This is a genomic window from Shewanella sp. ANA-3, assembly GCF_000203935.1.
Classification (GTDB): Bacteria; Pseudomonadota; Gammaproteobacteria; order Enterobacterales; family Shewanellaceae; genus Shewanella.
Genome location: NC_008577.1, coordinates 1539264 through 1551883 on the forward strand (window position 1 = coordinate 1539264; position 12620 = coordinate 1551883).

Annotated in this window: 12 protein-coding genes; all 12 read left to right on the forward strand. The window is 43.0% G+C overall.

Going from position 1 to position 12620, the window contains the following annotated elements; genetic code table 11:
- The first annotated feature begins 2 nt into the window (after positions 1–2).
- The 12 genes from flgH to SHEWANA3_RS07025 all read left to right on the forward strand — a co-directional run bounded on the left by flgH (position 3) and on the right by SHEWANA3_RS07025 (position 12570).
- Entirely contained in the window at positions 3–677 is a 675-nt protein-coding gene (gene flgH / locus SHEWANA3_RS06970) for a flagellar basal body L-ring protein FlgH (protein ID WP_011716401.1), read from the forward strand.
- 11 nt (positions 678–688) lie between these two features.
- The gene (locus SHEWANA3_RS06975) at positions 689–1780 is read left to right on the forward strand and encodes a flagellar basal body P-ring protein FlgI (RefSeq protein ID WP_011716402.1); all 1092 of its coding nucleotides are present in this window, start codon (positions 689–691) and stop codon (positions 1778–1780) included.
- A 17-nt stretch (positions 1781–1797) separates the two neighbouring features.
- Positions 1798–2967: a flagellar assembly peptidoglycan hydrolase FlgJ gene (locus tag SHEWANA3_RS06980; protein WP_011716403.1), complete on the forward strand. Its 1170-nt coding sequence runs from the start codon at positions 1798–1800 to the stop codon at positions 2965–2967.
- A gap of 40 nt (positions 2968–3007) precedes the next feature.
- The gene (gene flgK / locus SHEWANA3_RS06985) at positions 3008–4933 is read left to right on the forward strand and encodes a flagellar hook-associated protein FlgK (RefSeq protein WP_011716404.1); all 1926 of its coding nucleotides are present in this window, start codon (positions 3008–3010) and stop codon (positions 4931–4933) included.
- An 11-nt stretch (positions 4934–4944) separates the two neighbouring features.
- Complete coding sequence (gene flgL / locus SHEWANA3_RS06990; RefSeq protein ID WP_011716405.1) at positions 4945–6156, forward strand: flagellar hook-associated protein FlgL; 1212 nt, start codon at positions 4945–4947, stop codon at positions 6154–6156.
- Positions 6157–6258: 102 nt separating this feature from the next.
- Positions 6259–7080 carry a flagellin gene (locus SHEWANA3_RS06995; protein WP_011716406.1) on the forward strand — a complete coding sequence of 274 codons (822 nt, stop codon included), beginning with the start codon at positions 6259–6261 and terminating at the stop codon, positions 7078–7080.
- 257 nt (positions 7081–7337) lie between these two features.
- Positions 7338–8150 (forward strand): flagellin, encoded by an 813-nt coding sequence (locus SHEWANA3_RS07000; protein WP_011716407.1) that lies wholly within the window; start codon positions 7338–7340, stop codon positions 8148–8150.
- Positions 8151–8280: 130 nt separating this feature from the next.
- Positions 8281–8667, forward strand: a complete 387-nt coding sequence (locus SHEWANA3_RS07005) for a flagellar protein FlaG (RefSeq protein ID WP_011716408.1) — start codon at positions 8281–8283, stop codon at positions 8665–8667.
- A gap of 44 nt (positions 8668–8711) precedes the next feature.
- Complete coding sequence (fliD, locus tag SHEWANA3_RS07010) at positions 8712–10082, forward strand: flagellar filament capping protein FliD (RefSeq protein WP_011716409.1); 1371 nt, start codon at positions 8712–8714, stop codon at positions 10080–10082.
- 18 nt (positions 10083–10100) lie between these two features.
- Positions 10101–10430 (forward strand): hypothetical protein, encoded by a 330-nt coding sequence (locus SHEWANA3_RS07015; RefSeq protein WP_011716410.1) that lies wholly within the window; start codon positions 10101–10103, stop codon positions 10428–10430.
- 6 nt (positions 10431–10436) lie between these two features.
- Positions 10437–10850, forward strand: a complete 414-nt coding sequence (gene fliS / locus SHEWANA3_RS07020) for a flagellar export chaperone FliS (protein ID WP_011716411.1) — start codon at positions 10437–10439, stop codon at positions 10848–10850.
- 286 nt (positions 10851–11136) lie between these two features.
- Positions 11137–12570 (forward strand): sigma-54 dependent transcriptional regulator, encoded by a 1434-nt coding sequence (locus SHEWANA3_RS07025; RefSeq protein WP_011716412.1) that lies wholly within the window; start codon positions 11137–11139, stop codon positions 12568–12570.
- Positions 12571–12620: the final 50 nt, after the last annotated feature.

Genomic DNA, 12620 nt, shown 5'->3' on the forward strand with positions numbered 1-12620 from the left:
TCATGGCTAGATATCTACTATTGGCTAGTACGCTCTTGCTGGCGGCATGTAGTTCAACTCCAAAGAAGCCGATTGCGGATGATCCCTTCTATGCCCCAGTTTATCCCGAAGCACCACCGACTAAAATTGCTGCAACGGGGTCGATTTACCAAGATAGCCAAGCGGCGAGTCTTTACTCGGATATTCGTGCCCATAAAGTCGGTGACATTATCACTATCGTGTTGAAAGAAGCGACTCAGGCGAAAAAGAGTGCCGGTAATCAGATCAAAAAAGGTTCTGATATGACACTCGATCCCATTTATGCCGGTGGGAGCAATGTGTCTTTAGGCGGTATTCCCCTCGATTTACGCTACAAAGACAGCATGAATACTAAGCGTGAATCCGATGCAGATCAAAGCAATAGCTTAGATGGCAGTATCTCCGCCAATATTATGCAAGTGCTCAATAACGGTAACTTAGTTGTGCGCGGTGAAAAGTGGATTTCAATCAACAATGGTGATGAGTTTATTCGCGTGACCGGTATTGTACGCTCGCAGGATATCAAGCCAGATAACACCATTGATTCAACCCGTATGGCCAATGCGCGTATTCAATATAGCGGTACTGGTACTTTCGCCGAAGCGCAAAAAGTGGGCTGGTTAAGCCAGTTCTTTATGAGCGATTGGTGGCCTTTCTGAGGAGTCAAATCATGAAATATAGACTGATTGTCGCACTTGCCATGTTAGTGCTTTCTCTACCTAGTCAGGCCGAAAGAATTAAAGATATTGCTAATGTTCAGGGGGTTCGCAGTAACCAGTTAATTGGTTATGGCTTGGTTGTTGGTTTACCCGGTACTGGCGAGAAAACCAATTATACCGAGCAAACCTTTACAACGATGTTGAAAAATTTCGGGATCAATTTACCAGATAATTTTAGACCTAAAATCAAAAACGTAGCCGTAGTGGCCGTTCACGCCGATATGCCTGCGTTTATTAAACCTGGGCAACAATTAGATGTTACTGTATCTAGTTTAGGCGAGGCCAAAAGCCTGCGTGGTGGCACGCTATTGCAGACGTTCCTCAAAGGGGTCGATGGTAATGTGTACGCTATTGCCCAAGGGAGTTTAGTGGTTAGTGGTTTTAGTGCAGAAGGTTTGGATGGCTCTAAAGTCATTCAAAATACCCCTACAGTAGGCCGTATTCCAAATGGTGCGATAGTCGAGCGTAGTGTAGCAACGCCATTTTCAAGTGGCGATTATTTGACGTTTAATCTGCGCCGCGCCGATTTTTCAACGGCTCAACGGATGGCTGATGCTATTAATGATTTACTCGGTCCCGATATGGCGCGCCCACTGGATGCAACATCAGTTCAAGTGAGTGCTCCACGAGATGTCTCACAACGCGTATCCTTCCTTGCAACCCTAGAAAATCTGGATGTTATTCCTGCAGAAGAGTCGGCCAAGGTGATTGTTAATTCTCGAACTGGAACCATAGTAGTGGGTCAACACGTTAAATTATTGCCTGCTGCAGTAACCCATGGTGGTTTAACCGTGACAATTGCTGAAGCGACACAAGTCTCTCAACCTAATGCATTGGCTAATGGTGAAACCGTAGTGACTGCCAACACCACTATAGGTGTCAATGAAAGTGATCGCCGCATGTTTATGTTTAGCCCGGGAACCACTCTGGATGAGTTGGTCAGAGCCGTCAACTTAGTGGGTGCAGCACCTTCAGATGTACTTGCTATCCTAGAAGCATTAAAAGTGGCAGGTGCTTTGCATGGTGAGCTTATCATCATCTAATTTCTGTCGGGAAAATTATGGAAAAGCTTTCAAGTTCATCACATTTTCTTGACCTGGGCGGGCTAGATTCACTTCGCGCCCAGGCACAGAAGGATGAGAAGGGCACTTTAAAACAAGTTGCCCAACAATTTGAAGGCATTTTCGTGCAAATGTTGATGAAAAGCATGCGCGATGCTAATGCGGTATTTGAATCGGATAGTCCCCTCAATAGCCAATACACTAAGTTTTATGAGCAAATGCGTGATCAGCAATTGTCGGTCGATTTGTCGGATAAAGGTGTGTTAGGTCTTGCCGACATGATGGTGCAACAGTTATCACCTGAGTCTAGCCAGCATATTCCTGCCTCTGTATTACGTAGTGATGGCGGCGAAAAATTGCTGCAAGGCGATAAAGCATTGAGTGTTCCAGCGCAAAATACGGCAACCCAAGATGTGCTTAATGCTTCAGCAACGACTGCAAGCACTTCTGCAAGCACTTCTGCAGGCATCCCAGCCTATATTGTTCGTCCAACCTTTGAGTCAGATAGGCCAGATGATGTGGCCTCGTCATTGGATATCGACACGCCAGCACCTTCATTAGCGGTTAGTACACCCAAACCAACCTGGTCAGAGCAACCACTATCGCCCATTGAGCCTGTAATTAGCGGCCAGATTTTGCCGACAGTGGCATTTAGAGAAACCCAAAAGACACTCAAATTTGGTAGTCGGGAAGAGTTTTTGGCGACCTTGTATCCCCATGCAGAAAAAGCGGCTAAGGCTTTGGGTACCCAACCTGAAGTGCTACTGGCGCAGTCGGCGCTCGAAACCGGTTGGGGACAGAAAATTGTACGAGGTAGCAATGGTGCACCTAGTCACAACCTATTCAACATTAAGGCTGATCGCCGTTGGCTTGGGGATAAGGCTAACGTGAGTACCTTGGAATTCGAGCAGGGTATTGCCGTTAGACAAAAAGCCGATTTTCGCGTTTACACTGATTTTGAACATAGTTTTAACGATTTTGTCACCTTTATTGCTGAGGGTGAGCGTTATCAAGATGCTAAAAAAGTCGCCGCTTCACCAACCCAATTTATTCGTGCATTGCAGGATGCGGGCTATGCCACCGATCCAAAATATGCTGAGAAAGTCATTAAAGTGATGCAGACAATAAGCCAAGAGCTTAAGTCGATACTGCAAGGAGAAGACAAATGATAAATCTTCATAGGTTATTAGTTCTGAGGAGTGTCGGCTAATGGCGATTGACCTATTAAATATTGCTCGTACTGGGGTGCTAGCCTCGCAGTCGCAACTTGGGGTTACCAGTAATAACATTGCCAACGCGAATACCGCAGGTTATCACAGGCAGGTGGCAACCCAGTCGACGCTAGAGTCACAACGGCTTGGTAATAGTTTTTATGGCACGGGGACTTACGTTGATGATGTAAAACGTATTTACAACGACTATGCGGCAAGAGAATTACGTATTGGACAAACAACCCTAAGTGGTGCTGAAGCGAGTTATGGCAAACTCAGTGAGCTCGATCAACTGTTTTCTCAAATCGGTAAAATGGTACCTCAGAGCTTAAACTCTCTTTTTACTGGATTAAACAGTCTCGCGGATTTGCCCGCTGACTTAGGTATTCGTAGTTCAACCCTAAACGATGCTAAACAATTGGCTAATAGTTTGAATCAGATGCAATCGAGCTTAAATGGCCAGATGACGCAAACTAATGATCAGATCACAGGTATGACTAAGCGTATCAACGAGATTAGTAAGGAGTTGGCTAATTTAAATCTCGAGCTGATGAAATCGCCAAATCAAGATGCCATGTTACTCGATAAACAAGATGCGCTCATTCAAGAGCTAAGCCAATATGCTCAAGTGAATGTTATTCCTCAAGAGAATGGTGCCAAAAGCATTATGTTGGGCGGCTCGGTGATGTTGGTTTCCGGTGAAATCGCCATGACGATGGATACTAAAACTGGAGATCCATTTCCCAATGAATTGCAATTGACGTCAAGTATTGGCTCACAAAGTGTTGCTGCCGATCCGAGTAAATTAGGCGGGCAATTAGGTGCGCTGTTTGAGTACCGTGATCAAACATTAATTCCGGCAAGTCACGAGCTCGATCAGTTAGCCCTAGGGATTGCTGATAACTTCAATAAAATGCAAGCTCAAGGATTTGATCTCAATGGTCAAGTTGGATCGAATATCTTTAGGGATATTAATGATCCTTTAATGTCATTGGGTCGTGTTGGTGGCTATTCAAACAATACTGGTAACGCAACTTTAGGTGTGAATATTGATGATACGCGTTTATTAACGGGTGGCTCATATGAGTTATCTTTTACTGCGCCGGCCTCCTATGAATTAAGGGATACAGAAACCGGGGTAATTACACCACTGACCTTAAATGGGTCGACCTTAGAAGGTGGTGCTGGATTTTCAATCGATATTAAAGCTGGGGCGATGGCTTCAGGTGATCGCTTTGTTATTCGCCCTACTGCGGGCGCCGCTAACGGCATTACCGTTGAAATGACGGATCCAAAAGGCATTGCCGCCGCTTCGCCTAAAATAACCGCTGATGCAGCGAACTCAGGTAATACCCAAGTTAAGTTGACGCAAATTACGAATCGCAGTGCAGCCAATTTTCCTATTACTGGCAGTGAATTGACGATCCAGCTCGATACCACCGCGATACCTCCAACCTATGAAGCATTTGATGCCTCCGGAACCTCCCTTGGCGCTGCCGCTCCTTATACTCCCCCAAGTATAAGTGCCTTTGGTTTTACCTTTGAAGTTGATAGTACCGCAGCCGCCAGTAATGACAGATTTACCTTTAACCTAGCCTTTGCTGAAGGCGACAACTCTAACGCCGTTGCTATGGCCAAATTGAGTGAAAGTAAAGTGATGAATGGGGGGAAGTCAACCTTAGCGGATGTATTTGAAAATACAAAAATTGACATAGGCAGTAAGACAAAAGCGGCCGAAGTGCGTGTAGGGTCTGCAGAGGCTATTTACCAACAAGCCTATGCCAGAGTAGAAAGCGAATCGGGCGTCAACTTAGATGAAGAAGCCGCCAATTTAATGCGTTTTCAACAAGCTTATCAAGCCTCAGCCCGTATCATGACTACGGCACAACAAATTTTTGACACCCTATTAACTTCAGTGCGTTAGGAGATTTAATCATGCGACTATCATCCGCGCAGATCTTTAATCAAAGCATTACGAGTGTACTGCAAAAGCAAACGGCAACTAGCAAGATCCTCGAACAGCTCAGTAGTGGCAAAAAAGTCAATACTGCAGGTGATGATCCTGTCGCGGCGCTAGGTATCGATAACCTGAATCAACGCAATGCCTTAGTCGATCAATTTATGAAGAATATTGACTACGCGACTAATCGATTAGCAGTAACTGAAAGTAAGTTGGGGAGTGCCGAAAATCTGGCATCTTCCATACGTGAACAAGTTATGCGAGCGGTAAACGGCACTCTCGCGGATTCTGAGCGGCAAATGATTGCCGATGAAATGAAAGGCAGCTTAGAAGAACTCTTATCTATTGCCAATAGTAAGGATGAATCTGGCAATTATATGTTTTCTGGCTACAGCACTGATAAAGAGCCTTTTGCTTTCGATAACTCTACACCACCCAAAATAGTTTATAGCGGTGATTCTGGCATTCGAAATAGTTTAGTGCAGTCTGGCGTTGCACTAGGAACTAATGTCCCTGGCGACACCGCTTTTATGAAAGCCCCCAATGGACTTGGCGATTATAGTGTCAATTATTTGGCCAGCCAGCAGGGCGAGTTTAGTGTTAAAACGGCGAAGATTGCTGATCCAGCAACTTATCTAGCTGATACATATACATTTAATTTTTCAGATAATGGTTCTGGTGGAACCAATTTACAAGTACTTGATTCAGCCAATAATCCAGTGGCGAACATTGCTAATTTTGATGCGGCAACCCCTGTAAGTTTTAATGGTATTGAAGTCAACATTTCTGGAAAACCCAGCGCTGGCGATAGTTTCACCATGGAGCCACAGTCTGAAGTCAGCATTTTCGATACAATCAGTCGTGCGATCGCATTAATTGAAGATCCTAATTCAGCTAACACACCTCAAGGTCGATCTCAGTTGGCACAGATATTGAATGACATCGATAGTGGTGTCAATCAGATCAGTTCTGCCAGAAGTGTGGCGGGGAATAATCTGAAAGCCGTTGAAAGCTACAAAGATACTCACATCGAGGAACAAGTGTTGAATACATCTGCTCTTTCTCTACTTGAGGATCTTGATTACGCGTCAGCGATTACGGAATTTGCAAAGCAGCAGCTTGCATTGAACGCAGTCTCTAGCGTGTTTAGTAAGGTGGGTTCTGTTTCCCTGTTTGATTATATTTAATCGTGATTTTTAGGTGTAATAGCCTAAATGCACTGGTAGTTTCAAGATTGGAAATGGCCAAGCTTCGAAGTCTTGGCAAGATACTTAGAAGAGGAAAATACTATGGCTATTACAGTTAATACCAACGTGACTTCGATGAAGGCACAGAAAAATTTAAATACATCCAGTAGTGGTTTAGCAACCTCTATGGAACGTCTATCGAGCGGTCTGCGTATTAACAGTGCGAAAGATGACGCTGCTGGTCTAGCTATTTCTAACCGCTTAAATAGCCAAGTTCGTGGCCTAGATGTGGGCATGCGTAATGCTAACGATGCGATTTCTATTGCTCAAATCGCTGAAGGTGCGATGCAAGAACAAACTAACATGTTGCAGCGTATGCGTGACTTGACTGTACAAGCTGAAAACGGTGCAAATAGTACCGATGATTTAGATGCAATACAAAAAGAGATCAATCAATTATCTGAAGAAATTACTGCCATTGGTGACAGCACCGCTTTTGGTAATACTCTACTGATGACTGGCCTATTTTCAACGGGTAAAACGTTCCAAGTGGGTCACCAAGAAGGTGAAGATATCACTATTTCCGTTGGTACTACTAATGCCGGGAGTTTATCTGTCAACGCATTAGCTATTGCTAGCGCAGGAGGTCGTTCCACTGCGCTAGCAAACATTGATGCAGCGATAAAAACCATTGATAACCAACGTGCAAACTTAGGCGCTAAACAAAACCGTTTAGCTTATAACATCAGCAACAGCGCGAACACTCAAGCCAACGTTGCCGATGCTAAGAGCCGCATTGTGGATGTAGACTTTGCAAAAGAAACCTCAGTAATGACGAAAAACCAAGTATTACAACAAACGGGGTCTGCAATGTTAGCTCAAGCTAACCAATTGCCTCAAGTTGCGCTGTCACTACTGGGATAATTTACTAAGCTGAACATATCAATACAGGACGTTGCTTTTGCCTACTGTCTCCTAAAAAAGGAGATATAGTAGGCAAAGTGTTTTTATACGTTTTTTATGTTATTGAAAATATTGCTTTTATATAAAGTTAAATTTTTTTAAAAATAATCCTAAAGATAAAAAAGATGCTGCCGTTAAATATACTGTAACCACTAAGACCCGCCTGGCTTAAGTAGACAGGCAAGTTTAGACAAGCCAGGTATAAAGAGGAAACGATCATGGCCATTACAGTAAACACAAACGTTACATCTTTAAAAGCACAGAAAAACTTAAATACTTCCGCTAGCGGTTTGGCCACTTCAATGGAACGTTTATCCAGTGGTCTTCGCATTAATAGCGCAAAAGACGACGCAGCAGGTTTAGCTATTTCTAACCGCTTAAATAGTCAGGTTCGTGGCTTAGAAGTGGGTATGCGTAACGCTAACGATGCTATCTCTATCGCCCAAATTTCTGAAGGTGCGATGCAAGAACAAACTAACATGTTGCAACGTATGCGTGACTTAACTGTTCAATCGGAAAACGGTGCCAACAGTACCGATGACTTAGATGCAATACAAAAAGAGATTGATCAGTTAGCATTAGAAATCACTGAGATCGGTGATAATACGGCCTTTGGTAGTACTAAATTACTTGATGGCACTTTCTCTGGTAAGACTTTCCAAGTAGGGCACCAATCAGGTGAAGATATTACGATTTCTGTGGCAAAAACCACTGCATCAGCATTAAAGGTTGATAGTTTAGATATTACAGGCTCTGCCAGAGCCTCTGCACTGGCTGCGATTGATGCTGCAATTAAAACCATTGATAGTCAGCGTGCGGATCTTGGTGCTAAGCAAAACCGTTTAGCCTATAACATCAGTAATAGTGCTAACACTCAGGCCAACATTGCTGATGCGAAGAGTCGTATTGTGGATGTGGATTTTGCGAAAGAAACATCGCAAATGACCAAGAACCAAGTGTTACAACAAACGGGTTCTGCGATGTTGGCACAAGCTAACCAATTACCTCAAGTGGCCTTATCACTACTTTAATAACATACTGAAGTATAAGGCTCTAAGGGAGGTTCGGCGACGGATCTCCCTTTGCCACATAAATGGTCATTAAAGTTATAGTGTTTGTTAGGCAGTTAAAGACAAATGCTTAAGATGGTGAGGTATCGCTATGGATATTAATATAGCAAGCACATCAATGGCGGCTTCAAACCGTGTTGATTTGGCTCAAGTACCACTGAAAGCACCTACGGCGGATGTTGAATTAAAACGCGATGCTGCCGTATCTGCGGTTGAACAGTCTACAGAGCAGAGTGCGGCAGAGAATGAACAAAATCCAAGAAAGTTAACTCAAGTGGCATCTGAGCTTTCTGATATGATGTCAATGATGCGTAAAGGACTTGCTTTTAAAGTAGATGAAAACTCTGGTCAAGCCGTCGTCACTGTGTTGGATAGAGATACGGGTGATGTGATTAGGCAGATGCCCAGTGAGGAAGCGCTCAAGTTAGCCGAAAAACTGTCTGAAGTGACTGGGCTTTTGATGAAAACAGAGGCTTAAAATTCACACAATTTTATATATCCGTTGATAGGTAAGAGGTTTATATGGCATTAACAGCGACAGGTATTGGTTCAGGGTTAGATGTTGATAACATTGTAAAAGTATTAGTGGATGCTGAAAAAACTCCTAAAGAAGCAATGTTTAAAGCACAAGAAGACAGCATTAAAGCTGAGGTTTCTGCTATGGGAACCTTAAAAAGCGCACTGACGACATTTCAGGATGCCGTAAAAAAATTACAAACTGGCGACGCTTTAAATCAACGCAAAATATCCGTTAGTAATAGTACATATATAACTGCAACTGCTGATAAAACAGCTCAAACAGGTAGTTATGCTATTAAAGTTGAACAGCTCGCTGTCAATCATAAAATTGCTGGAACGAATGTAACTGATCCTGCATTAGGTGTTGGTGAGGGAAGTCTAGCTTTTGGGGTCAATGGTAATAATTTTTCCGTGGACGTATCGGCAACGGATTCTCTTGATGCGATAGCGAAAAAAGTCAATGAAGCACCCGATAATGTCGGTGTCACTGCCACCGTTATAACCAGTGACGCCGGAAGTCGATTAGTTTTTAGTTCCGATAAATCTGGCGAAGATAACCAAATCAGCATCACGGCTACAGATACCACAGGCTCTGGCCTTAGCAATATGTTTGATGCAATGAATACCACAACGCTTCAAGATGCAAAAAATGCTGTCCTCTACATTGATAATCAAAAAGTCACCTCGCAAACTAATGAAGTTAAGAATGCGATTACAGGTGTGACTTTACAGTTAACAGATGCTGATCTTACTAAAACCACTTCACTCAAAATAGAACAAGATAACGATGCAGTTAAAACAAACGTTAAGGCATTTGTTGATGCCTACAATAGCTTAGTTACAACGGTCGATAAGCTGTCATCCTACGATCAAGATACAAATACTGCAGCGGCATTGCAGGGCGACTCGATGATCCGTTCGATTGAATCACAACTCCGTAGTATTGCGAGCGAACGAGTGCCTACCGAAGATGGTGGTTCTATAGCTTTGTATGATATAGGTATCACAACAGATAGATATGGTAAGTTATCTATTGATGATACTAAGCTTGATAAAGTGCTTTCTGAGGATATGTCTAGTGTTGAAGCTCTCTTTGCTACACCAGAAAAAGGCTTAGCTAATCGGTTTTACGATGTTTCTGAAAGCTATGTTAAATCCCGAGGCGTGATTGCAGATAGAGAGACAAGTTATACTAATCAGCAAAGTAGGTTAGCAGAACAAAGAGAAGCTTTTACTCTTAAAATGGACCAGTTAACTGCCCGTTTAACAAAACAGTTTAATGCAATGGATCTTGTCGTAGGACAACTTAACCAGCAGAGTAGTGCTTTACTTGCTAGTTTAAACTCGCTTCCTGGAGTAGTTAAAAAGAGTTAGTAAGTAAGGAAACGTCTAGTGAAACAACTTAATGAACTTAATGAACTTAATATAACGCTCAGCGACACATTGAATCAGTTAACTCGCATCCCCGCAGAATATCCTCAAACTGACGAGTTGGTGTCAAATTTGCAGGTACTCGTTGGAGAGCGTCAACTTTTACTCAATGTATTAGTGGCTGATGCTAGCATGACGGACGCTGATTATCTTCAGTGTCAGCTTGACCTCACTAAAGAGTTCACTATTAAGGCAAATCACATCATGGCGGACAGGCAAGCATTATTACATGCGGGCAGTAAGAATAAGCGCCAGATCAGTGTTTACGAGACAATAGATTCAAACAGGTAGGTATTTATGAGAGGATCGCTGCAATCATATCGTAAGGTTTCGTTAGAAAGTGAGATCACTGTAGCTTCACCACATCGCATTATTCAGCTGATGTTTGCAGGGGCATTACAACGCTTGGCTCAGAGCCGTTACGCTATCGAACAAAATGATTTAGTCAATAAGGGTATTTATATCAGTAAGGCTATTGGAATTATTACAGGATTGAGTAATAGTTTAAATATGGATGCTGGTGGGCAAATAGCTAAAAATTTGAGTGAGTTATACGATTTTATGTTACGTAAGATTTCTGAAGCTAACCTCAATAACGATGTAAAGGCCATTGATGATGTTTGTGATATTTTACGAACCATCAAAGAAGGGTGGGATGCCATCCCTGTAGATAAACACAATATATCTTCCCATACTGAAGAAGCTCGTTAACCCTACTTTTAAGTAATAAAAAAGACGCACCCTAAAGTGCGTCTTTTTTGTCTTGTGTCAATTAATTGACCTTTTTAGCTAGAATCATAGCTTAAATGAACTAAAATCAATTCAGTTTGGCAGAATCGGCATTCGAGGCTTGCTTCTCGACTGCTGATAATACAATATTCATCACAGTAGTGATGGTGGCACAGATTGTTACATTGAATTTGTTAAGCTTTTACAGCAACTAATCATAAAATAATTAATGCAAATTAATACATATTAGAGCTTTACGGCCTACTGAATGATGCAAACAGATCAACGAATTTTACTTGTCGGAACCCCATCAGAGCGCTTAAGTCGCCTGTGTTGCATTTTTGAATTTTTGGGTGAGCAGATTGAAATCGTCGCCATCGAAAAGTTAAGTCTTTGTCTGCAAGATACCCGGTTCCGCGCTTTAGTGGTCACTGCTGATAACATGCCAGCTGATGCTCTCAAGTCACTTGCGAGTCAGTACCCATGGCAACCCATTTTGTTATTTGGCAATGTAGATGATCTGCAAGTGTCGAATGTACTGGGTCACATTGAAGAGCCATTAAACTACCCACAACTAACCGAACTCCTGCATTTTTGTCAGGTTTATGGGCAAGTCAAACGTCCACAAGTCCCAACCAGTGCAAATCAAACCAAACTGTTTCGTAGCTTAGTGGGTCGTAGTGAAGGCATTGCCAATGTGCGTCACTTGATTAGCCAAGTCGCCACCTCTGATGCCACTGTATTAGTCCTGGGTCAGTCGGGGACGGGTAAGGAAGTGGTTGCTCGGAACATTCATTATTTATCTGAGCGCCGAGATGGTCCTTTTATTCCGGTTAACTGTGGCGCGATTCCGCCTGAGTTATTGGAGAGTGAATTATTTGGCCATGAAAAGGGCTCTTTTACTGGGGCAATTAGTTCTCGTAAGGGCCGTTTCGAACTTGCCGAAGGTGGCACGCTGTTCCTCGATGAAATTGGCGATATGCCTTTGCAAATGCAGGTAAAATTGCTGCGCGTGTTGCAAGAACGTGTCTTTGAGCGTGTTGGGGGAACTAAAACGATTAATGCTGATGTACGTGTCGTAGCGGCAACCCATAGGGATCTTGAAACTATGATCAGCAGCAATGAGTTCCGTGAAGATCTTTATTACCGCCTTAACGTCTTCCCGATCGAAATGCCAGCATTAAGTGAGCGTAAGGATGATGTTCCTTTACTGCTGCAAGAGTTAGTGAGTCGTGTCTATAACGAGGGACGTGGCAAAGTTCGTTTTACTCAGCGTGCTATTGAATCGTTAAAAGAACATGCTTGGTCAGGTAACGTTCGAGAATTATCTAACTTAGTTGAGCGCCTCACAATCTTGTATCCAGGTGGCTTAGTTGATGTTAACGATCTGCCTGTTAAATATCGCCACATTGATGTGCCAGAATACTGTGTTGAAATGAGTGAAGAGCAACAGGAGCGTGATGCGCTCGCTTCGATTTTCACCAGCGAAGAGCCAGTTGAAATTCCTGAAACGCGTTTCCCCAGTGAGTTACCACCTGAAGGCGTTAACCTCAAGGATCTGCTGGCAGAGCTTGAAATCGATATGATTCGCCAGGCGTTAGAGCTGCAGGATAACGTCGTTGCGCGTGCTGCAGAAATGCTCGGTATTCGCCGTACTACCTTGGTTGAGAAAATGCGTAAGTACGGAATGACGAAAGAATAGTCATTTTGATGTTATTTATCTTATTGTTTTATCTATCTAAATTCATTTCT